This window comes from Clostridium estertheticum (genome assembly GCF_026650985.1).
Lineage (GTDB): Bacteria > Bacillota > Clostridia > Clostridiales > Clostridiaceae > Clostridium_AD > Clostridium_AD estertheticum_C.
The window spans coordinates 4,523,947-4,548,333 of record NZ_CP086239.1 but is presented as its reverse complement, the minus strand read 5'-3'; the positions used below and the strand labels follow the sequence as shown (position 1 = coordinate 4,548,333).

Below are 24,387 nucleotides of genomic sequence, written 5' to 3'. Positions count from 1 at the left end.
CACCTAGCCTTTTATTTGATTATAGGCCTTAAAATACATTTCAACGAAGGCTTCATTTTCTAAACACAGTTTATAAACATTATTACTACTTTCTTTAATATCTTGCATAATTCCTACGCCTAAATCCACAGGATAAATACCCAGTAATTCTATAAACCTCTTTATATCACTGTCTAGAATCACTTTATTATCCAATGTATAAATGATATTCTTTGATGTTAAATATAATCTAGTGTGGGTTTCTTTTTTAACCTTAGCAATTATTTCTTGTGATAATATATCACCTGTAAACACATCATCAAAAGAAATTAATGGCTCATTATCTTCCTGCGTAAATGACATAAACTCATTCGCTATTCTATTACCTAAATTTCCTTTTATTATATTAAGAAATATTCTTTTAGGAATAGTATCTTTATTATCCTTGTATATTCTATAAGCTTTAGAGACCCTCTCGTAACTTCTAGGTGTCGCTCTTATTTGCTCATCCTTTTGATTATTTAGTAGATATTCGGGGAATGTAGATATAAATTCTATAACTTTTTGATCTATGTTGTTTTCTATAGCCCATGAAATCCAAGCTTTTGAGTCACATTCCATATGTAATAAAACAAATCTATTTTCTTGTGCTGCATCCATATCAACTACTTGATAATCGAAATCTTCACCATATTTACTAGAAGGATTCATTGCTGCTAATATTTTCACTCTTTTGTCTAACTTATATCCATTTATCTCTCTATTTAATATTAGGTTCATAAGTTCCTGTTGCACTGTGTGCTCACAACGATTTATTTCATCAATAAATAAAAACACTTCTTTACCATCATTTATCAATTTGTCTATTTCTTGTAGTTTTGTGTGAACCGCATAAACAGTGTTTTTTGATCGAACTTCCTTCCCACTTATATCTTTAAACCTATAATCCTCAACTGTTGGAAGTCCACCTATCTCTCCCTCTTTTAATAGGTTGCCATCTATAATAACCAGGCTCCAACCTTTATTTTTTGAAAGTGTTTTCGCGAGTGCTGTTTTACCAATACCACTCTCACCTACAACTAAAGGTACTTCATTTGTTTCTATAACAAGTTCTACGCTTAACATTGTATCTTTTAAATTCATTAATTCATCCCTTCTTACATCATATTCAGTTTTTCATCAACTGCTATTTTTTTGCATGTTTTACTACCATATTTATAAATAAAGACTATTTTATCCATAGATATATTGCCGTATCTCTCATTTATACTATCACAATTTATGAAATCTCTCACATACTTGTCTGGTACAGTTTCTTTAGATAATACCTCTTTAAAAGCCTCCTCTACAATTTCCATTGAAAGATCATTAATAATATATTTCATTACCAATGCGTTGCTCTTCAAAAACAATATCTTTTTATTATCATCTATATTTTCAATAAACCTTATAGCTGATTCATTTTCACGTATTGCCAATACCTCTACACTTAATGTTGCATTTTTTATATACCTTAAAGCAACATAATTTTCTTTTACAGCTAAAAATTGTATTTCTTCACTTGGATTTTCCATATATTTTATCGAATCATAATCTTTTTTTATAGCTATTTTTTGAAGTTTTTCACTTGGATTTTTAGCGTATTTTATTGCATATCCCTTTTGCTTCATACCTATTATTATCAATTCTTCTGGAGGATTCTCAATAAATTCTAGAGTATTCCATATCTTTGACACAACATATTTTTCCATATCATAAGTTGGTTCCTTTATAAACTCAATTACCCGTGGATTGCTTTGTATTGCTAAATCCTCCATTTTGCTTGTAGGATTTTTTATATACCGTATCATTATACCGTCTTTTTTTATCGCCATAAGTTTCATCTCATCACTAGGATTTTCAATATTTTTTATGACAATTGGGTTAGTCTTTATCATCTCAAGAACTTTATCTTCTCTCATATTATTGCACCTCTTTGCAAGACATTATGTGCTTACTGCTTTTTTAAAATGTCTTATTAATTTATATTAATTATAACATAAAAAAATTAAATTATAATTTAAGACACAATAAAAAAAGAGATATTTCTATCTCTTTATAAATTAATCAAAATTTTAAAATTGTTAATCCAAAATACCGTTGCCCCAATTTTTACACCTATCTTTATGATAGGTGGGTGTCCTCAGAGATGTTCAACAGTCCTTGCCAATTAAAAATTGGTCTTATAAGCCAAATGCACATCTAGATCTCGAACTCCCGTATAAATATTGTAGGTTGAAAATAAGAGCTTGACGAATACCCCAGAAATCTAATTTTTCAAATATTTGAATACGTTTAATTTGTTTTGTTAATTTTATTATATCAGAATTAAATTAAAATTCAATAGTATTTTATGATTTTTTAAAAATAATTTTGCTTGGTAACATATTCCTTTTTGGTCGTGCTTTCTAATTTTATATCACAATAATAATTATCATTTCTACATAAATACAAATTATAAATATGGAGATACTACTATTAAAGGAGGTGTTATTATGAATGAAGGTCTAATGGTTCTTGTAAGAGGAGTCATCGGCTTTTTTACGTTATTGATATTTACTCGTGTTCTCGGAAAACAACAAGTTAGTCAGCTAACTTTTTTTGATTATGTAGTTGGTATAACTATAGGTTCCACAGCCTCTACTTTAACTACAGATTTAACTAGTAGAGCTTGGCCTCACTGGGTAGGTTTAATTACATGGACTGTCTTATGCCTTATCCTTCAATTGATAACCATCAAATCAAAAACTGCTGAAGAATTTCTAGATGGTCAGCCTACCATTATTATAACAAATGGAAAAATACTAGAGGAGTCAATGAAAAAATACCGTTATACCATAGGTGACCTTCTAGCACAGTTAAGAGATAAAGGTATTTTTGACGTAAACGATGTTGCTTATGCAGTACTCGAGAAAGATGGTCAATTATCCATTTTAAAAAAGACTGAAAGTGATCCAGTTACACCAAAAGATCTAAATATTAAAACTTCTACTGCTTGTATTGATTATGAAGTTATATATGACGGCCGCATTGTACAAAACAACTTAATAATTATTAATAGGAATGAAAGATGGTTAATGAACAAACTAAAAAAACAGAATATTACTGATGTCTCTGAAGTATTTTTAGCTATATATAATCAAACAAGTGGTTTACATGTAGATCTTTATAACGATCATATAAAAGAGACAAAAAAATAAAATATAAAGGAGTAACTTAAACTATGAAAAAATTTATAACTTACTTTATACCTATAGTTACTTTAACAGTTTTTGTATTAATAATGCTTGGGGGTAACTATTTAAAAAAGCCTCATAATCCTTCTGAAGATGTAATTGCTTTTGTAAATTTATCCATAAAACATGCAAAAGTTGAAAATTGGGATAAACTTGAACAAGATATCGCTAGTATTGATATTGCATGGAAAAAAGTTATACCCCGCATACAACTTAGTGTTGAAAGAGATGAAATGTATAATATAAGTTTAAACCTCGCTAGTCTCCGTGGATCTATAGCTAGTAAAGATAAATCTAGTACATTAATTGAATTAAATGAAATGGTTGAAAATTGGGATGAACTTACAAAATAATATTACCATATAACTCTTTTTCCAGATTCACTTTTTTTAGGTGGAAAACTTAATACTAAGAAAACATTTTTTAGTGCGAAAAGTACAACTACAATACCTGTAATATAAAACCATGGTTTGTCAAAATATGTTGAGGCCGTTGTCCACATACCAATCCCACCAGGAAGGAATGTAATTATTGTACCAATTAAAATTGTTATAGCTAAACCGACTGAAGTTCCTTTTCGTGCTTGGCGTTCACTCCATAAATATCCAGGACCTGTAGCCATAAGAATGTTCGTAAATGCAAACCATTTAAGCATAACAGCATCATTCATAAATACACGAAAAAGATTTACAACACAATACATTAACATAATTTGTCCAACGATACGAAAAATAGCTTGTTTTACAGTAACATGTTCTTTATAATATTTGCCCCAAATATCTTGACGTTCAACTTTTACAGCCATATATAAGTTAAATACCTCAAATAAATTCCAAATTACTAATGCAATTGACGCAACTGTAAAAAACCAAAACCACTGATTATTTTTAGCCAATAAGAAGAATATTACTGCCCCTGTAGTATCATGGGCAAAATAGAACGTGTGCATCCAAATAGGAAATGGAGCACTTTTTTCTTTGATTACTAAAGCAAAACTATAGATATACTCTATATAACCAATTAAAAACGTAATTGCAGATATTATTACTAAACTTGGGTTATTAGTATAAGATTTAATAATTTCCTGAACCATAAACAACATCTCCTTAATTTAATACTATACATGTATAGTATTAAATTAAGGAGATGTTGTCAACTAAAATATAAGAAATAATTATTCTTCTTTATTTACATACCAAATTAATCTTTTCTGATAATACTCCTCGAAGTCTTTTATATTCGTATTCGTAACTAAATCCTCTGTTTGTTCAATAATTTGTCCAATTTCACTGTTAGAATTATCTGAAATATTCATAAAAGTGATTATCATAATTCGAGCAATATATTTTCCTGAAACCTCCAAATTATCTTTGGATAGAAGTTTGCTACCTCCGGACATAGAAAAAGTTAGTGCAATTAAATAATGATCTTTTATATCATTTTTCAACTTTGTGTCATCTAAAACATCTAGCCAATCATTAACTATGTTAATCCATAAATCAAGCAAGTCTTCATTCCTTATTACATTATTAATAAATTTTTTTAAATGGTCTTGTTTAAAAATGGCAGAAAAAAATAAATTTGTATAAACTGAAAGTTTTAGATGAATATTTTTTATATTAACAAACCTATAATCAATGTATTCAAATGATTTTTGTAACAAATCAGTAAGCATAATTGCGACAATATCCTTCTTTTGTGGAAAATAATATTGCAACAAAGATTTGCTTATATGAGCATTATCAGCTATATCCTTCATAGCTACCTCATTATATTCTTTTTTAGAAAACAGTATAAAGGCAATACTCAAAATTTCATTTCGCTTTTTCATATTTTTTTGTCTACTCATTTAAAACCCCTTTCTAAATAAAAAAAACATAAAAAAGTTTGGATAGCAGAAACTGTTAATGAACGTTCTACTATCCAAACTTTTTAAAAATTCTTCTTAATCACTTGAAGTTCATGTAATGCTCTAGTTGCCATCACGTACCTAAGTTTATCTTCTTGTTTATATTCACTTAAACCATTATCCAATTTATGATCACTGACATCTTTAGGCTCATCTAAGACCATAATAACTGCATCAAATTCGAGTCCTTTAGCAAAATATGATGGTAACACTACAATTCCACTGTGATATATGTCATTTTCCTTATCTATAATTTTAACATTTTCATTTCCATTAATTAGTGTAAATATATCTTCTGATTCTTTTATATCTTTACAGATAATCGCAATGTTTTCGTAAGTTTTATTTTTAAGATCATCAATTTTATCTAGTACAAATTTCTTAAATTCATCTCTGCTTGAAATTAACATTTCTCTTACGGGTTCGCCACTTCTTACTATTGGAACAATGGGATCAGCATCTAAATATTTATTAGCATACTCCATAATTTCTTTTGTAGATCTATAACTAGTATTTAATCTAAACTCCTGAACATTACAATTGGGAAGTATATTTTTCATATCATGCATAGGTAATTCTCCGTCGTATGGTATTAACCTTTGATTGCTATCCCCAACTATAGTTAAAGAACTACACCCTGTTAATTCCTTTATGACTAAGAACTGAAGTTCATTATAATCCTGAGCTTCATCTATTACTACATGTTTTATTTGCTCAGATATTTTTGTTCCTTCAAGCTTAATCTTAAAATATAAGATACCACCTAAATCATTTTCAGTTAATCTTTTATACCCGTTGATCTTGTTATATAAATCAACACAGTTTCCATTATCGAGCCAGGTAAGGCTTCTTTTCAGCACCAATACTGCTCTTATAACTTCTCTAATATTAAGTCTTCTATTAAAATCTAAATCATTTATTTTTAAATCCTTTTCTTCCTCGGATAAAGAAAAAACGGTCTTATCATATTCCTTTTGTATAACTCTAACTTTTTCATCCCTAGCATCAGTAATTTTGGAAAATATAATTCTTCTAATTTTCTTACTTCTTCTGAATAAAGGCATGGTTTTATAATAATTATGGAACATTTCTTTTATGTCTTCTTTAGATATTACTAATTCATCCATAAAGAATAAGTCCTTCATCTTAAAATATTCAATATCCAATTTTTCTACAGCTTCATCAATGAAGTTTTTATAATCTATAGAATTTTTATATGTTATGTCTTTTGAAAATTCTTTTTCTCCACTAAGCACTTTTTCCATGTATTCTTTTAGACTCATTACTTCTTTAAGTTCTAAAATATCAAAAGCAAAGTCTCTAAATGTTGTTTGCTTAACCCCTGATTCACCAAGGCTCGGTAAGACTGTTGATATATATTCTATAAATACATTATTAGGTCCTAATATTAAAACCTTATCTTCAAGTATTTTCCTATAATTATAAAGTAAATATGCAACCCTATGAAGAGCTATAGTTGTTTTTCCGCTACCAGCAACACCATCAACTACAATAGTTTTTGTTCTTGGTTGTCTTATTAAATCATCCTGTTCCTTTTGTATTGTCATTATTATATCTTTGAGCTTTTCACCCGCATTCCCACTAAGCACCATTTGTAGTATTTCATCCTTTATATCTAGTGCTGAGTCAAACATGCCTTTAAGCTTTTCTTTTTTTATTATATATTGCCTTTTAGCTAAAATATTCACTGCTATTTTTTCTTTTGGTGCGTCATAAAATGCCTCTCCTAGAGACCCAGTGTAAAATAAAGATGCAACAGGAGCTCTCCAATCTACTACTAAAGGTTCATAAGTATTGTCTGGCGTAACCCCAAATCTTCCTACATACATTTCATTTATACCATAATCTTCTTCAGAAAAATCTATTCTTCCAAAATAAGGGGAGCTTTTAAGTGCAGTTAACTCCTTAAGTCTTCTATCAATAGTTTTAAACGCCTCTTCTTTCACATATATCTCATGATCAAAATACTCTATCACCATATCTTCATCATCTCTATAGTCTTCAATTACTTTTTTTCTATATTCTAAAATATATTTTGTAATTTCCTTTCTCTTCTCAATATATTTTAAAATTTCTTCACTAATGATGTCAACAACAGACCTTAATTTATCTTCTTCTATATTAAACTCTAACTGCTTCTTTAATTCGACTTCCACCGAACTAGCCTCCATATCATATTCATTATTATTCAAAACTGCCACCTCATTTGCTTGTTATTTTTGATCTACTTAACTCTAAAATAAATATACATATATCTAAGAAATTTCATTCCATCCAATGATATCTGAAATACCAAGACCCGGGGAATCGTTAATAGTTATAGTATTACCTTCTACAGCTGCACCACCAACTATTGCACACTTATCAAAGTACAACATAGTATCCAAATCTGCTTTAACCAAGTTAGACTTTGATGCTGCAAAACTAGCTGCTGCTGTTATACCTATTCTATTTTCTAACATACATCCCATCATGCATCTTATACCCATATTTTCTGCCATGTTATATATCTTTATTGCGTTATTAATGCCTCCGCATTTCATAAGTTTTATACTTATGAGATCTGCTGCTCTTTTTTCAATTATCTTAAAAGCATCTGATGGTCCAAAAACTGCTTCGTCTGCAAGAATCTTTGTAGAAACATTGTCTGTAACATATTTTAGTCCATCTATATCCCAGGCATTAACCGGTTGCTCAACAAACTCAATATCAAGCCCCATATCTTCAAATTTTCTAATAATGCTTACAGCTTCCTTAGGTCTCCAACCTTGATTAGCGTCTACCCTTATCTTTATTCCACGTCTTACTGCTTTTCTTACTGCCTTAACTTTCTCTATATCAAAATCCACATGATTCCCAACTTTGACCTTTAAACAAGTATAACCATCCATTACAGCTTTTAAAGATTTCCCTACCATTTGCTCTACTGTATCATTTACTATAGTAAGATCTGTAGTTAATGAAGTCTTATAACCACCCAAAAATTTATAAAGTGGTATTCCATATTTCTTGCAAAGCAAATCATATATAGCTATATCAATAGCGGCTTTTGCGCTATTATTACCATGAATAGAATTATGAAGCACCTTCATAATTTCTTCAATATTTTCAATATCCAAGCCTATAATTTCAGGTTTAATATAATTTATAGCTCCAATTATTGAGTTGTCTGTTTCCCCTGTTATAAACGGTGTTGGTGCAGCGCTACCATAACCTACTTCTCCTGTATCTGTAATCATTTTTATAACTATTTCATCGGAAAATGTAAGCATTCTCTTTCCTACTTTATATCCGTGTTTCAGCGGAGTACTAATTCTACCCATCTTAATATCTTGTATTTTCATAATTATCCCTCGCTAAAGAACTATATTTTTTATAGTTTTTATGTTATTTAATTTATTTATACAATGTTATGAAAGTTATTTATAGTATAATATTCTATTATACCTCTATGTCCAGTTTAATTCTACGGCTTTACACAAATTCACAATTAATTTGTTTTATAAAATTCAACCTCATAAGAATACTAAAACCTATATCTTATTTTATAAGACATAGGTCTAAAGGTTATTTATTATTTACTAAGATATATATCTTGTGAAATAATGTATATATTTATTTTGCAAGTTCATACAATGCATGGGCATATATTTTAGCATTTTTAATTAAATTATCTATTGTAATATATTCATTTTGTTTATGAATAGTATCTGGTTCTCCTGGAAACATTGGTCCAAAAGCTACAATATTAGGCATTTCTTTAGCATAAGTGCCTCCACCTATAGATACCAATGTAGCTTCTTTTCCCGTTTGCTCAGTATAAACCTTTTGGAGTGTTTTTATAATTGGACTATCTGGTGGAAAGTATAATGGCTCTTGATGTACAAATTTTTCTACTCTTAATCCAGTACCTTTTATTTTTTCATTAAATGGAGTCATCATATCCTCCAATTTGTTTGTTACAGGATACCTTAAATTCAATGTTATCGTAGCAGAATTCTTATCCATATTTATAACTCCAACATTAAACGATAACTTTCCTGAAATCTTATCCTCAAGGCAAACACCAAAAGATTCACCATGCGTCTCTGTCCCTATATTTTCATTTAAAAATTTCACTAATTCTGATGCATCATTTGAGTCAAGATTTATGGTTCCTAGAAATTGTAATAATTGCATTATTGCATTTTTACCAAATTCTGGTGTGCTTCCATGAGCTGCTTCACCTATAGATTTAATTATTATAAGATTTGTATTAACCACTGCTGATAATTTATAATCAGTATCTTTTATAAAAGTCCTTAATAATTTAACTATAACATTAGCATTAGTAGAAATAATTCCTGCTTCACAATAATCAGGTACCATGTTAGAAACTTGACCACCCTTGATATATTTTATAATATTTTCACCTTTATTTATATTATTAAAATCCTTTACAATATCAAAAATAGTTATACCTTTTTCTCCATTAATTATTGGATAATCAGCATCTGGTGTAAAACCAGCAACTGGCGGTTTTTCTTTTTCTAAGTAATGATCAAGTTCCTTACTTCCTGTTTCTTCATTAGTACCAAATAAAACTCTAATTCTCTTAGATACAGGTAATTGTGCATCTTTTATTGCTTTCAAACCAAATAGCGTTGCCATTATTGGTCCTTTATCATCCGTAGTTCCACGTCCATACATTTTTCCATCATGAATTTCTGCGCCATAAGGTGGGTAAATCCATCCATCACCTTCAGGAACTATATCTAAATGTCCTAATGCTAAAACATAATCATCACCCGTGCCATACTCTGCATACCCTACATAACCATCTACATTAACTGTATGAAGTCCTAATCTCTTTGCAACGCCTAACGCACACTCTAGTGATTTAGCTACGCCTTCACCAAACGGCATCCCTGGTTTAGGTTCACTTTCTACACTTTTTATTTTTATAATTTCTTGTGTAGATTTAATAATGTCCTCTTTCATGTCATCAATTAATTTATTTAATTTCATATTCTTTCCCCTCTCTTAAAGTAGATTACTGTATGTTTTATTATTATTTTTATTATTTTTCAAAAGTTATCCATCCTTGCATTGATAAATATCTTAGAAACATAACTAACCTGTCATAAATATCTCCTAAAAAACAGTTAAGAGCCATAACGGCTCTTAACTTATATTTTTATATTTATTATTTAATCTAATGTTTTATTCCGTAGTTAAATTATAACATTAAATAGTTTTTGTGTCTATTTTTGTAGCATACAAGTCTTTTATTCTAGCTTAAACCTTTTAAGATGTCTTTTCAAACATGTCCTGTCTATCTTCCTAATAACAAAAGATGGCAACTACAATACAGTGCCATCTTTTGTATTATAAATTCGTTTTTTCTATATAGTGACAATTAACATCGATATGGTTTAAGAACAACAATAATCTTTCATAAAGTGGGTGAGCTTTATCTCCATACTTTAATTCTAGATTTTCTCCAATATCTTTTACAGTTTTCTTGCCATCTATTTGTAAAAACACACAACTTCCATACTCATCTAAAGAAGTCTTTTTATACTCTGGAATCCTGAAATTAAGTTTTCTAAAGAACTTTTGGACTTTATGATCTTGTTTTTCAAGTATAGTCACAATGTTTTCTTTATTTATTTCATACTCTAAATCATCAAAAATTTTAAATATTATATTTAAAACATCTTCATTATTTTTTAGCATTGCTTACCTTACTTCTCATTATAGGTATTATAGTAGCAATTATCATAACTGCTAATATTACGAATGCCATTCCATTAGAAGCAGCAAAACCGCTTGGTCCATTTCCTTTTATAACTTTCAATACTTGAAGTACAATACCTATAAGTCCAATTATTGAACCACCAGCAACAAGACCAGACGATAATCCTATACCATTCTCAATTTTAACTTCTTTATCTTGTTTAGATTTAGAAGTTTTCTCTATAAATAAACGAACTAACGCGCCTACTAATATTATAGAATTTGTAGCTATCGGTAAGTAGAATCCTATAGCAATTGTCATTACAGGAAGCTTTAATATATATAAAACAATTCCCATAACAATACCAGCAATTACCATAACCCAAGGTAATTTGCCTGACATTATACCAGCAGTTAACGTTGCCATTAAGTTAGCTTGAGGTAATGCAAACTGAACATTATCGCCAGTCATTGCAAGTTTACTCGAAAGTAATAATATAGTACCAATAACTACTACAACACCTACTATACCAGCTATAGCATAATATTTTTGCATTTCATTTTTGTCGCCACCTACTATGTAAGTAACTTTTTGAGATTGACAATAACCAGCCGCTACAGATATAACAGTAACTATAAATGTACCAAATAAAAGTAGTGATTTGTTGTTTGCAGGATTTTTCCATCCCATTACAACAAATAATAATGTTACAACAACTATAGAAGCTATTGTCATTCCAGATACAGGAAGATTTGAAGTTCCTATAGTACCTGTTAAACGACCAGAAACTATAGCAAATAAGAGTGATAAGAATAATGATAATACAGAAGCAGTTATTGCCATTAATATATTACCACCAGATATCAAAAATCCTCCTATGAAAGCTATTACTATACCACTAAGCAATATCATGTTTCCAGCAGATGAACTACCATTACCATTTGAAGACTTGGCATTCATAGTTTCCTTTATAGAAGATATTATTGTAGGTATAAGCTTTATAGCACCTATAAAACCACCAGAAAGCATCATACCAGCACCGATATATTTCACATAACTACCTGCTATATCTTTAACTTGCATAGCATTTATAGCAACACTAGGATCATTCCATACAGTTGCTCCGTTTCTTCCAAGATTAACGAAATATCCTATTAAAGGCATAATACCGAAGTTAGATAATATAGAACCAGCAAACATAGTTAAAGAAACATCTATGCCAACTATAAATCCTATACCTAATAATAGAGGATTAACTTCGACTTCAAATTTCCACTTGTAGAAAGATTCATTTACATAACTTATAACGTTGTTAGCTACATTCAAAAAAGAACTAGTTACAACAGTTATAATACCGCCTATTCCGAACCCTATTCCCATGTACTTCATGGTTTCTCCAGTTCCTTCTGAAGCAACAAGTGTTTCAGCTATAGCCATTGATTCAGGGTACATTAATTTACCGTGTTCTTCAATCATTAAGTAATTGTGAACAAGAGAAGCTATCCCTATACCGAATAAAACTCCGCCCACACCAACAACCAAACCTTCGAGGAAAGTAACTTTAGAACCTATTAAAAGAATTGCAGGTAAAACAAATATTATACCACTAGCAACAGATTCTCCACCACTTGACATGCCTTGTAATAAATTCTTCCCAAGTATACCTTTTTGCTTAGCAAATAAAGCTATAAATGCTGAACCTATTATAGATCCGGGTATACCAGCCGCAACTGTAAGCCCTGATTTCATACCTGAATAGGCAGTTGATGCCGCGAACAAAGCAGCTAAAAAAATACCAATTATTAATACGACAACGTTTCCACCAGATTTAGAACCAGTTGAAACGTATGGAACATAATCTTTACCAGATACGCCACCGTATGCACCCTTTGACAATTTATTATTCATAAGATGTACCTCCTTTATATTTATTGACCATAATCATAACCTAATTTACCTAGTATTATTGATATTGCTATTATTTTTGGAATTGCTTGGCTAGCTGGTACAAATGGCAAATAATCTTCACCTTTGATTCCACCATACGCTATATGAGAAACTTTTTAGATTTCTCCATAATATTCCCCCTTATAATTAATAAATTCAATTAACAATTTATAATACCATATGTTATAAAAATGTCTAAATATAAAACTAGTTGTTTTTTACGAAATTTCCATATTATCTTTGTTTATTACTCAAATATCTACACAATACTTCATTTATCACGATTTAATACCGTTGTTGCATAGTCAATTCACTACTATATTATGACTTTTGAAAGTACAATTATATTCTCATTCGTTTTTATGATTTTTGTCATGTATATATATTGTTTCCTAATTCTCATAAAAATACTAATAGTTTTTTTCCAGATATACCATAAGTTTATTTTAACCCTACAGTGGCTTTTACAAGGGTTTTTTTATATGAAATTACCATTTAAAAACAGTTAAATTATAGTATAAATCGATCAGTACTGAATTTTCAAAAAATTAAAATAGCAGATATATAAACTTGCATTTACACTCCGCTATTTTATTATTTTAATTTCCCAAATTTGCTAAAAGGACTAATTCTAATTCTTGCCTTACCCATTATATCTTTCCCAGGTATATAAGGTTTATCCCAGTACCTTGCATCCAAAGAATTAATTCTATTGTCTCCCATAAAGAAGTAACTATTCGCCGGCACTTTATATTTACCTGTTTTACCACCCGGATATACAACATAACTTTGATCTATTTTTTCATTGTTTATGTACACAGATCCATCTTCTTTAACCTCCACCAAATCATTTGGCAATCCAATAAGTCTCTTTATTAGATCTTCGCCTAGTTCATCGGAGTGAAATACTACTATATCTCCATGTTTAAGATTATTTAGGTTATGAACTCTTGTCACTAAAATCTTATCATTTAGTTTTATTGTTGGCAGCATTGACCCAGTCGGAACAGTTACATTAAAGAAAACGACCTTATTTATAATAAACGCTATTATAACTGCTGCTAATATCGGTAATATCCAATCTTGAAATATCTTTTTTGCTAAATTCATGTTTATCCCCTCTCAAATATTATACATTAATATTTTATCACAATATATATATATAGTCTCTATTAAAAGTTTATTATATGTTAACATTTGATAAACTTTAAATGCTTTTAGTTTAAGAATATGTATGTATTGAATAGTAAAAACTCCTAACATTATAATATGTCAGGAGCTTATTTTTATAAATATAAAATTCGGTTACGCTTGAATGTTTTTTGCTTCTTCATTAATAACTTTTCCATTTTCATCAATTACCTTTATTGGATCATTGTCTATTCCATCAAGATTATCATTCCATAGATATTTTTTAGTTTCACTAACAATTACAGGACTTAGTAATATTAAGGCTATTAAATTTGGAATAGCCATTAACCCATTAAACAAATCTGCTAGATCCCAAACTAGATTAAGTGAGAACACCGAGCCAACAAAAACAAATATAACCCAAAATATCTTATAAGGAACAATTGCTTTTTTACCAAGTAAGTATTCAATTGCTTTTTCTCCATAATATGACCAACCTAGTATAGTTGAAAACACAAACGTAAGAAGTCCTACAGTTAAAATTATAGGTCCTATAACTGGTATTGCACCGAATGCTCCTTTAGTAAGTGCAGCACCCTTTAACCCCTCTTGCCACAAGCCTGAATTTACAATAACTAAACCTGTCATTGCACATACAACAACTGTGTCCCAAAATGTTCCTGTGCAAGAAACAAGAGCTTGTTTAACAGGATTTCTTGTCTTTGCTGCAGCTGCAACTATTGGTGCGCTACCAAGACCTGCTTCATTTGAGAAAAGACCCCTTGAGACACCATATCTCATTGCCATCATAATTCCTGCTCCAGCAAATCCACCAACTGCAGCCTGAGGTGAGAATGCATCCTTAAATATTAATGCTATTGTACTACCAATTGTTTTGTACCCTATTATTAAAATTATAATACATCCAAGAACATAGAATATAGCCATGAATGGAACTAGAATATCACAAACCTTAGCTATTTTCTTTATTCCACCCAATATAACAATTGCTACTAACATAGCTATTACAATTCCAGTAATCCAAGTTGGAATTTTAAATGTTTCAAATACCATTGATGATACGGAGTTTGCTTGTACCATACAACCAATACCAAAAGCTGCTATGCTTGTAAATAATGCAAATAACACTCCTGCCCATTTCTGTCCAAGCCCATGTTCAAGAACATACATAGGTCCACCTGCCATGCTTCCATCCTTAGTTTTAACACGATATTTAACAGATAATAAAGACTCAGAATACTTTGTAGCTATTCCAAAAACACCTGTTAACCAGCACCAAAGAACTGCACCAGGTCCTCCAAGTCCAACTGCCGTAGCAACACCTACTATGTTTCCAGTTCCAATAGTTGCAGCAAGCGCTGTTGTTAACGCACTAAATTGACTTACATCCCCATCTCCAAAATCATCTTTTGTTACTGAAATTTTTATAGCCTTGAATATATATTTTTGAATAAATCTTAACCTAAAAGTTAAAAATAAATGCGTTCCAAATAATAAAGCGATAAGTGGTATGCCCCATACCCATCCATCAATTTGAGATATTAGTTTTGCAAATGACTCCATATATATTCCCCCTTTTTACTATTTTATAATTATATGTCATTTGTAAATTTTTATCAATTATAAATTTTTTCACAATTGACGTTAATAATGCACTGTCATTCATTTCCTCTTATTTGCTATCTTTTTTACAACATCATAAAAAAAGCCACTAGACGTTATGCCTAGGAGCTTTTTAAGTTTTATAATTTTATATATATTAAGTTTATCCACATATTATCATACACTTTTTGCAAAGTGGTCCATAATCTTCGCCCAAATACATTGTGTTTCAAGAAATTCACCGTAATGTTTTTCTACATTTTTATGATATTTTTCAAGTTCTGACAAAATGTTCATAAATTCAGGTTTTCCAAAATATTCACAAATTTTAGGCAACGTAACTTTCAATTCCTCTCTCATTTCTTTAATTTTTTCCTCATAACGGTCTGGATGTGTTATATATAGCAATAATGGTTTATAACGAATCCACCCTATACACGCATTGTAAAACCGTGTAGTAATCTTCTCATTATCAGCCCTAATAAACTTAAGTCTTATTGGGAGAACACCCTCTAAAAGATTATTATATGTAGAAAATCCATCATGAAATGTGTAACATGGCACGCGTAGAACTTTTCTATCACTTAGACATGTAGCTAAGAAAGTATCTTCTCCTCTAGCTCCCGGTGGATTGTAAAAGGGAAAAACGCGCTTTGGGTTTGTAAGATTAATGCATAAATTTGCCCCTGATATAAATTTAGAATGATTCTCTTCCACAACCTCTACAGCATCATGGCTAGTAAGTATACTTGTATCGGCATAAGTTATTCCTCCGTTTTTCATAACTGATTTTAAACTATCCCACTTAACAATATCATTACTTATAGCCTCAATAAATGATCTGAAATCTCTTTCAGTCATAATATCATTAAACTCCATATACGGTATAGGAGATATATACCCGCAGTGATGTCCATGGGTAATGTCAGCATTTTTAATATTTTTAAGATGCTCTGACAAAACAAATTGCCCTCCCCAAATTGCAGTATCACGTGTATTAGTTACTGCCATTGGATACTCATCATCATCTAGAAATACTAAATAATCCATATTCTTTTTTATAGCATTATATAGCACAGCATTACGTTTAGCTGCATACCCCCTACCAAAGATCTTTTTAGTTTCTTCAAGGGTAAGAACATTTTCTCTAATTAAATAATCAATTTCTTCTTGTGTTGATACACTTCCAATAAAAGTGCTACTATCAATTTTCTTAACTAAATCTGGATGTATGTTTGTGTAATCAGTTACTTTAGTTTTATTATAATGAAGATCATATGCCACAAAAACATTTAAACTTATCCTTTTGTTTTCCACCAAACCAGATTCTTCCCAATTGCTTATGTTAGTTCTAAGTACCTTTTGGAAGCTTTTTCTTCCAGTTGCAAAGCCTATTCCAACTTTAATTTCATTAATCTTTTGCATTTAATCGCTCCCTTTCTATGCAAAATATGAATATTCATATTATTCTATTATACCATAATTAATACATATATTAGTTATTATGGTTATTAATAAAGCATTTGTCCTAGAATACATTTTTTTAGATAACTACCCTTAAATTAAAAAGTTCCCCCAAACTAATGTCTGAGGGAACATAAAAGGCAATTCAATTTTGCTGATGACATCGACCTTTAATAGCTGGGCTTTCTGCCTAACTCAAAAATAAAAAGGAATCACATTACATTTCATGTATTTATCACCCCTTAGATATTTTTTATTTCTTATCCATATTCCAGGAAATAATATAGTCCGTATTATCTGGAACATCTATTTTAAAATCTGACTGCTTTTCAAAATTTCCAGTTAATCCATTCTCCAGTACTGTCTGATGGAAATGACTTAAAGCAATTCCAACATCAACTTTTTTAATCATAATTTCCTCTTCTTTTATATTCTTCTTATGTGACTCAAAAAAATGATAAGAGCCTTGTTTTTTCACTACTTTCCATGGTTGTGCATTAGTAGCAGAAGGTGCTAATCGAAGCATTTCCAAAGGTTTTAAATACTCATTTGCTTCTTCTTTTGAAAGTGGATTTTCAAAAGAATCCTGGAAGAAAATCTCTTCCCATGGTTTCCGTTTATCTGACTTCAATGTTTTTCTCATCAGGCTTTCAGTAACACTTTTTTTGCCTGCTGCATATCCAATTGGAGAAATTGCCGGAAACAGTTCGTCTTTTTTTATATCCATGGCAGTTTCAAATTGCTCTCTGCTAAATGTCGCTGCCAACCAGACAGTTGCAAGCCCCATATTGGTGGCATATAAAATCAGATTCTCAAATTGATATCCAGCCGCAACAAGTCCATATTCACTCTTCTCAACAGAAACACCTAAGAATGTCTTTGCACCTTTAATTACTCCATATGTTCCTAATTTTCCTCCATTGGCTACTGCATCTTTTTCAATTAGATGAATTTGAACCTTTACTCCAAATGGATTCGTTAACTTATTAATTTCATTCACTAATTTTTCTTTATCCTTTTCTGAAAGGCTTTTAGAATCATAGGTTCTTACACTTACCCTTTTTTTAATAGTTTCTTCTATTGGAATATTAAGTTTCATTCTTTCTACCTCATTTCGTTATATTTAATAAAAACTGTACTCTCATTAAAGCACTCTTCTAATTCATAATCCTATGCAATGCCGTCCGATGGATATAATCAACATTCCTCCTTGCTTGAGAATGTGAAAATCTCTACATAACAAACTATCTTAATAGCACAATCCCACTGTTATAAAATCAAGTCAACTACCGCTTTTATTTCTTAAATGTACTGCCCATTTTTAGGTGTCTTGATTTCATATTATTATTTTGTCAGAAATTCTAGTACTGCTTTCACAAATTCATCATGATTTTGAAAAATCCCAACATGACCGGAATCCTTATAAATAATCAACTTGCTATCCGGAATTCGCTTTGCCAAATCATAGGAATTCAGCGTAGGTACCATTCTGTCATTGTCCCCATTCACAACAAGCGTAGGTTGCTTAATTTTTGACAAGTCAGCAGGTTCTGCCAATCCCCATTTGTAAATCGCCTTAAGCTGTGTACGATATCCCTTGATACTAATCGTCTTATCCCTCGCCTCTTTACGTTCCTTAATACGAGCCAGAAACTCCTTTGATTTTTGTTTGCCATTATCTGTACGCGTAAAAAACAAATATGTTTTTATGTCTTTCAGCGTAAATATGGCGCGTACCATATCAAAATTAGTGATTTTCGTAACGTTCTTAATACCTTCACCGCCACGAGGACCTGTTCCAGTCAATATAAGTTTACGGACAAGTTTCGGTTCAATAGCTAAAAGTTCTTGCGCAACCATGCCACCCATAGAAAGTGATAATATATCGATTTGTTCAAAGCCCAGAGTATGAACAAAGGTCAAAGCATCTCTTGCCATTTGCTCAATGGTATCCGGAACTGTTCCACTGGAAAGTCCGATGCCCTTATTATCAAATGCAATCACCCAATGCTTTTCGGCAACGCCATCCACGACACGCGGATCCCAGTTGTCAAGATTCGCCGACAGATGAGTGAAAAAAATCACTGGGATACCTTTTTTCTCACCTAGCTCACGGTAAGCATATACTGTTCCATCTGCCGCCGTAATACTTAAATTTGGCTGTCTTATATATGAATATTGTGTGCTCATTTAAGTCCCTCCTTATCTAAAATGATTTTATTGAAATATAAAACAACCTTAAAACGAACCTATACAGATCATTCCTTAAAATTTGATGACAACTTTCCCTTTTATATGGCCATGCGCAACAAGATTAAGTGCTTTATCAATGTCTTCAATACGAAATTCTGTCTGATCCACCGCCGGTACGATCTTTTTATCTTCAATAATTTTCTTAATCTTTTCTAATTGTGCTCCGTCACTTCGAACAAAAATGAAACGATATTGAACCCCTTTTTTCTTCGCCTTTTTATCATATCTAGACCCAGCAAAAGCAAAGAGTTTTCGTTTCCAACCTGGAAATCCATGATCTTCTGCAAAACGCTTGTTAGGACTGGTCCGCAGAGAAAGAAGCCTGCCGCCTGGTTTAATAATCGAAAGTTCATGATCGAATTCATCTGGTCCCAAGGTATCAATCACATAATCTATGTTGCTAAGCAATTCCCAATAATTTTCAGTTGTATAATCGAGGTATTGGTCTGCGCCTATCTCAATTGTCCGCTCACGTGCCTGGGGATTTCCGCTGACAATCACCTTAAGCCCCATTGCCTTGGCGATAGGAATGGCCATTTGTCCAAATGATCCGGAACCGCCAGGGATAAACACGGTTTCACCAGCTTTAGCTTCCAATTCTTCATGAAGCCCCTGATAAGCAGTCAATCCAGTTAATGGTGCAGCCGCCCCGGTCACAAAATCAAGATTAGCCGGTAAATGCCCGATAGCACCTGCATCAATTGCCGCATATTCGGCGAAAGCTCCGATTTTTGTTAATGGCAGCCGTGAATATATTGCATCTCCTACTTTAAATCCCTGCACTTTTTTACCGGTTTTTTCAATCACACCTGTCAGTTCGTTACCAAGCGTCAATGGGAACTTATAATCCTGAATCAATTTTACGCTACCGGTAATAATAAGCATTTCCAACGGATTGACTGCCGCAACTTTAACCTTAACTAAAACTTCATTGTCACCGATTTCTGGAATTGGAATGTCATTTACTTCTGCTGCAATAATTTTTGAATATTTTCTAATCTGTGCTGCTTTCATAATATATACCTCCTTCTAGTAAAAATCACTAGTACAAATTTTCCCTATGTTGCTTCGATCTATTCCATCATTAATTTTCATAAAAGGAAGCAGATAATGGTTGTCTGTCTGTAAATCTTTTATAACTATACTTAGGATATCCTACCATTACAGCTCCTGTTATTTTCTTTTTTTCTGGAATATTAAAAATCTTGTACATTGGTGAATTATCACTGCGAGCACAAATCTCAAATACTCCTGCCCAACATGATCCAAGGTCAAGAGATGGAGCATATAATTCAAGATAAGATAATGAAATAATAGAATTTTCTCTACCATTATAAAAATCATCATCAGCCAAAGTTAAAATTATACTAGGTGCATCTCTTAAAATAGTATCAACTTTATTTTCTCTGTACCCCTTAATCATACCAGCTAGCATCTTACTCCAAGTTGCATCATTCTCAAACCAGTTGATACATTCCTCAACTGCTAATTCAATTGTTTTTTTATCATCTATTATTAGATAAGATATACCTTGTGAATTACTAGCAGTTGGAGCTAAATGAGCAACATCAACAAGCTGCATTAATTTTTCTCTTGGAACTGGTGTACTCTTATAAGAACGGATAGATCTTCGTGCCCTAATAAAATTCTTTGCTTCTTCTGCATTTAATTTTGGGACTTCTTCTATATTACTTTGCATAGCTAATGGTGATTTCTTATTATCTATAGCTTCTTTTGGACATATAGCTACACAATGGCCACAAGCAAAACATGCATCAGGTTGGACTTCTTTTGGGCCAGTGGATTCTAATTTTAATACTCCTAATGGACATTCCTCTACGCACAATCCACATTTTATACATTTTTCTTCATTTACTGTTATTAAACTCATTTTAATTCACTCCTTATTAATTTTTATACTCATATATGATACGAATATATTCAATTTTTGTTTTATTTATAATATCTATTAAAAGACATCAAAAACATGAGAAAATAGTTATCTAGGAAATCGCATCAAATTTATCGTTATAAAGGAGATAAGCACGTTTTTTGAGAACGTTCATTCTAATTAGTGTAAAAAAATTATTTATTTAACAGATTCACGAGAAAATCAGCTATACGATGCATTTTTTCTTTGCTCGCTGTGGTTCTTAAAAGCACACGAATTCCAAGCAAAGTATTTTGCAAGATTTCTGCTAAAACTTCAGCATCATAATCACAGGAAAATTCACCTGTTTGCTGCCCTTTACGAACAAGATCCGCAAGAAAATGCTCCATTTGCATAAATGCCTCTTCAGTCTTTTCTTCTACTTCTTTATCTCGAAGAGCCATCTCAGTTGCTGAATTTACAATCAAGCACCCCCATTGTCTATCTTCGTATCCTTCTATCATAAAATCAAAGATAAATTGTATCGCTTGTTTTGACGTTTCTGCATGTGAAACTTCAGCTTGTATTTTGTTTTTTATTAATTCATTGTAACAATCTATTGTTTTTAAAAATAATGTATGCTTATCACCGAATGTATCATATAAACTTCTACGATGTATTCCCATATGCTCTACTAGATCGCTCAAAGATGTCTTTTCATAACCTTGTTCCCAAAATAATTCCATTGCCTTCTGTAGAACTACATTTTCATCGAATTCTTTGCTTCTTCCCATTACTTTCCCTCCTTGCTAATAGCATAATAACATTTTGAGAACGATCGGTCAAGAATTATTTTCATATTCCTTCAATGATCTCGTTTAAACCTCTAAGCCTTATATTTAATAAATATAATAACAAGTACATAATCTTTATATATTGAAGAGTCTATCTTACCCCTAAATTAAAAATTCCCCCAAACTCTCGTCTGAGGGAACATAAAAGGCAATTCAATTTTGCTTAAAATCTTTCACATGCCACTTGCCACGTGGGTGGCACCTATCTTTTCTCTATCCTTGCAACGCATTCTATATGCGCCGTCTGAGGAAACATATCTACGGGCTGGATCTCTTTAGTAATATATCCAAGTTCATTTAAGATTCCTAAATCACGAGCTAATGTACCTGGATCACAAGAAACATAAACTATAGTAATAGGACCCATATGACTTATGGCTTCTAGTAGAGTTTTATCACAACCCTTTCTTGGTGGATCAACTACAACTACATCAGCAATTACTCCATCATTTATAAGTTTTGGAATAATTACCTCTGCTTCCCCTACTAAAAATTCTGTATTTTCTACATTGTTTACTTTAGCATTTATTTTAGCATTTTCAATAGCCTGTGGTACTATTTCAACACCATAAACTTTTTTAGCCTTCTGAGATAAAAACAATGAGATAGTACCTGTACCACAATAAGCGTCAAGTACAACTTCGCCACCGCTTAAATTTGCATACTCTAATACCTTATCGTAGAGCACTTCTGTTTGAACTGAATTAACTTGGAAAAATGATAGTGGAGAAACTTCAAATTTAAATTCTCCTATGTAATCAGTTATTGTATCTTTTCCCCATAACGTCAAGCAAGTTTCTCCGAGGATTACATTAGTTTTTTCACTATTAATATTTTGTATTACACTCACAATACCCTTAATCTTTTTAGTAATTATTGCTATAAATTCTTCTTTATAAGGAAGGCTTTTACCATTTGTAACTAACACAACCATAACCTGTCCTGTTTTAGATCCTTTTCTAATCATAACGTGACGTAAAATCCCCTGATGATTTTCTTCGTTATAACATTGTATGTTAAACTCTTTTATCCACTTTCTTGTAAGTTTTACTACAATATCTGCTACGCTGTCTTGAATATAGCAGTTTTCCATGTTAATTATGTCGTGACTTCTTGCCGCATAAAACCCAATTTTCACTTCCCCATTTTTATTGCTGGCAGGTAATTGAACCTTATTTCTATAATTATATGGAGACTCCATCCCGAGTGTTGGATGCACAATTACTTTCTCTAATTTTCCTATTCTATTTATAACTTGATTTACTCTATTTGTTTTAAAATCTAATTGGGCCGCGTAATCTATATGCTGCAAATTGCACCCTCCACAGCTTTTATATATGTCACATACTGGTTCTATTCTGCTTATCGATTTCTCAATTATCTCGAGCAACTTTCCAAAGCCAAAATTTTTAGATATCTTAACAATTTTTATTAACACCCTTTCTCCTACTATTGCACCCGCAACGAAAACGGTAAATCCATCAATCTTACCTACACCTTCACCCTCATACCCCATATTATCTATAGTTATTATATAATCTTCATTTTTTTTAACAGGAATAACATAATTCTCAAGTTTTCTTTTCATGAATTCTCCTCCAACCTTCTATCTACTGCTATTTTTCCCATGTTAAAGGCATCTAGATTTTTTTCTAGATGCCTTTATAACAAATGCAAAGAAAAAATGCTTATTTCACAATCTTAAATTTTTCTTATTCTTTAAACGTCTGACATTCTGTTTTTTCACTGCTTAAAGCCTCTCTACCATTTACCATAATATTATGAGCAACACATTCTTCATCCCTATTATGCACACAGTTTATAACTTCGCATTCAATTTTGGGACTCATTTCTATTTTGTCATTATTAAATGCTTGTTTAATTTCTCCAATAACATTCATATTAAGTACATTATTAAATGAATTTTTTAGTCCCTTTTCAGCAAATGTTTCACACTGTGTCTCCTCTTTGCTATGAACATTTGACCCTAAAATGTTGATAGTACTCGCTGAGCATATCCCCGACATATTATTAACACAATTTGTGGCAGTACAACTTAGAGTCCCTCTCATATCTACCCCTCCAACTTAATTTTAGTATTATATTTAATTATAATTCCTTGCTTTACTTTTTATTATACTACAGATAAAAAAAAAGCACCATATAGGTGCTTTAAAAGAAATCAGTTGCCATGTTGTTTGCTTGTACTTATGATTGTAACCAAGTTTTTTTTATTTATACATAATTATTTAAAATATTTTATATTTTCATAAATAAGAAAAAGGATTGCCAATTTTATGACAATTCTTAATTCATCTCCTTGGTCGCTTAAATATCAACGA

General features: G+C 31.3%; 21 protein-coding genes and 1 other RNA gene. 2 read left to right on the top strand and 20 right to left on the bottom strand.

Translation table 11 applies throughout. The annotated features are described in order from the left end of the window. Nucleotides 1-3: 3 nt before the first annotated feature. The 3 genes from LL038_RS21820 to ssrS form a co-directional block, all read right to left on the bottom strand. Complete coding sequence (locus LL038_RS21820) at nucleotides 4-1,122, bottom strand: ATP-binding protein (RefSeq protein ID WP_216120691.1); 1,119 nt, start codon at nucleotides 1,120-1,122, stop codon at nucleotides 4-6. A 14-nt stretch (nucleotides 1,123-1,136) separates the two neighbouring features. After that, on the bottom strand, nucleotides 1,137-1,940 hold the full coding sequence (locus LL038_RS21815; RefSeq protein WP_216120689.1) for a hypothetical protein: 804 nt from the start codon (nucleotides 1,938-1,940) through the stop codon (nucleotides 1,137-1,139). A gap of 160 nt (nucleotides 1,941-2,100) precedes the next feature. Continuing rightward, nucleotides 2,101-2,289, bottom strand: a non-coding RNA gene (gene ssrS / locus LL038_RS21810) — 6S RNA. A 224-nt stretch (nucleotides 2,290-2,513) separates the two neighbouring features. On the opposite strand from ssrS, the gene LL038_RS21805 reads away from it, so the two are divergent. Both LL038_RS21805 and LL038_RS21800 read left to right on the top strand, forming a co-directional pair. Beyond that, entirely contained in the window at nucleotides 2,514-3,218 is a 705-nt protein-coding gene (locus LL038_RS21805; protein WP_216120686.1) for a DUF421 domain-containing protein, read from the top strand. A 23-nt stretch (nucleotides 3,219-3,241) separates the two neighbouring features. Next, the gene (locus LL038_RS21800) at nucleotides 3,242-3,607 is read left to right on the top strand and encodes a DUF4363 family protein (RefSeq protein WP_216120684.1); all 366 of its coding nucleotides are present in this window, start codon (nucleotides 3,242-3,244) and stop codon (nucleotides 3,605-3,607) included. Nucleotides 3,608-3,609: 2 nt separating this feature from the next. Here the strand turns inward: LL038_RS21800 and LL038_RS21795 are convergent, their stop codons facing one another. The 17 genes from LL038_RS21795 to LL038_RS21715 form a co-directional block, all read right to left on the bottom strand. Continuing rightward, entirely contained in the window at nucleotides 3,610-4,347 is a 738-nt protein-coding gene (locus tag LL038_RS21795; RefSeq protein WP_216120682.1) for a hypothetical protein, read from the bottom strand. An 81-nt stretch (nucleotides 4,348-4,428) separates the two neighbouring features. Further along, on the bottom strand, nucleotides 4,429-5,103 hold the full coding sequence (locus LL038_RS21790; RefSeq protein ID WP_216120680.1) for a TetR/AcrR family transcriptional regulator: 675 nt from the start codon (nucleotides 5,101-5,103) through the stop codon (nucleotides 4,429-4,431). An 83-nt stretch (nucleotides 5,104-5,186) separates the two neighbouring features. Continuing rightward, complete coding sequence (locus LL038_RS21785) at nucleotides 5,187-7,355, bottom strand: HelD family protein (protein WP_216120993.1); 2,169 nt, start codon at nucleotides 7,353-7,355, stop codon at nucleotides 5,187-5,189. A gap of 84 nt (nucleotides 7,356-7,439) precedes the next feature. Continuing rightward, nucleotides 7,440-8,528, bottom strand: coding sequence for a dipeptide epimerase (locus LL038_RS21780; protein WP_216120678.1), 1,089 nt, complete (start codon nucleotides 8,526-8,528; stop codon nucleotides 7,440-7,442). Between the two features lie 271 nt (nucleotides 8,529-8,799). Beyond that, a complete protein-coding gene (pepV, locus tag LL038_RS21775; RefSeq protein ID WP_216120676.1) occupies nucleotides 8,800-10,191 on the bottom strand; it encodes a dipeptidase PepV in 1,392 nt (463 codons plus the stop codon). Nucleotides 10,192-10,551: 360 nt separating this feature from the next. Next, the gene (locus LL038_RS21770) at nucleotides 10,552-10,902 is read right to left on the bottom strand and encodes a PqqD family peptide modification chaperone (protein ID WP_216120673.1); all 351 of its coding nucleotides are present in this window, start codon (nucleotides 10,900-10,902) and stop codon (nucleotides 10,552-10,554) included. Continuing rightward, nucleotides 10,889-12,811 carry an OPT family oligopeptide transporter gene (locus tag LL038_RS21765; RefSeq protein WP_216120671.1) on the bottom strand — a complete coding sequence of 641 codons (1,923 nt, stop codon included), beginning with the start codon at nucleotides 12,809-12,811 and terminating at the stop codon, nucleotides 10,889-10,891. Before LL038_RS21765 ends, LL038_RS21770 begins: the two co-directional genes overlap by 14 nt. Before the next feature lie 633 nt (nucleotides 12,812-13,444). Continuing rightward, nucleotides 13,445-13,960 carry a signal peptidase I gene (lepB, locus tag LL038_RS21760; protein WP_216120669.1) on the bottom strand — a complete coding sequence of 172 codons (516 nt, stop codon included), beginning with the start codon at nucleotides 13,958-13,960 and terminating at the stop codon, nucleotides 13,445-13,447. A gap of 195 nt (nucleotides 13,961-14,155) precedes the next feature. Beyond that, on the bottom strand, nucleotides 14,156-15,565 hold the full coding sequence (locus tag LL038_RS21755; RefSeq protein ID WP_216120667.1) for an alanine/glycine:cation symporter family protein: 1,410 nt from the start codon (nucleotides 15,563-15,565) through the stop codon (nucleotides 14,156-14,158). A 216-nt stretch (nucleotides 15,566-15,781) separates the two neighbouring features. Then, nucleotides 15,782-17,029, bottom strand: coding sequence for a hypothetical protein (locus tag LL038_RS21750; RefSeq protein ID WP_216120665.1), 1,248 nt, complete (start codon nucleotides 17,027-17,029; stop codon nucleotides 15,782-15,784). Between the two features lie 292 nt (nucleotides 17,030-17,321). Further along, a complete protein-coding gene (locus LL038_RS21745; RefSeq protein WP_216120663.1) occupies nucleotides 17,322-18,167 on the bottom strand; it encodes a nitroreductase family protein in 846 nt (281 codons plus the stop codon). 245 nt (nucleotides 18,168-18,412) lie between these two features. Then, nucleotides 18,413-19,258, bottom strand: coding sequence for an alpha/beta fold hydrolase (locus LL038_RS21740; RefSeq protein ID WP_216120661.1), 846 nt, complete (start codon nucleotides 19,256-19,258; stop codon nucleotides 18,413-18,415). 75 nt (nucleotides 19,259-19,333) lie between these two features. Then, on the bottom strand, nucleotides 19,334-20,335 hold the full coding sequence (locus tag LL038_RS21735) for an NADP-dependent oxidoreductase (RefSeq protein WP_216120659.1): 1,002 nt from the start codon (nucleotides 20,333-20,335) through the stop codon (nucleotides 19,334-19,336). A 70-nt stretch (nucleotides 20,336-20,405) separates the two neighbouring features. After that, nucleotides 20,406-21,212, bottom strand: coding sequence for a nitroreductase family protein (locus tag LL038_RS21730; protein WP_216120656.1), 807 nt, complete (start codon nucleotides 21,210-21,212; stop codon nucleotides 20,406-20,408). A gap of 194 nt (nucleotides 21,213-21,406) precedes the next feature. Next, nucleotides 21,407-21,985 (bottom strand): TetR/AcrR family transcriptional regulator, encoded by a 579-nt coding sequence (locus LL038_RS21725; protein WP_216120654.1) that lies wholly within the window; start codon nucleotides 21,983-21,985, stop codon nucleotides 21,407-21,409. Between the two features lie 262 nt (nucleotides 21,986-22,247). After that, on the bottom strand, nucleotides 22,248-23,633 hold the full coding sequence (gene rlmD / locus LL038_RS21720) for a 23S rRNA (uracil(1939)-C(5))-methyltransferase RlmD (protein WP_216120652.1): 1,386 nt from the start codon (nucleotides 23,631-23,633) through the stop codon (nucleotides 22,248-22,250). Nucleotides 23,634-23,757: 124 nt separating this feature from the next. Next, complete coding sequence (locus LL038_RS21715; RefSeq protein ID WP_071614447.1) at nucleotides 23,758-24,117, bottom strand: DUF1540 domain-containing protein; 360 nt, start codon at nucleotides 24,115-24,117, stop codon at nucleotides 23,758-23,760. Between the last annotated feature and the right edge of the window lie 270 nt (nucleotides 24,118-24,387).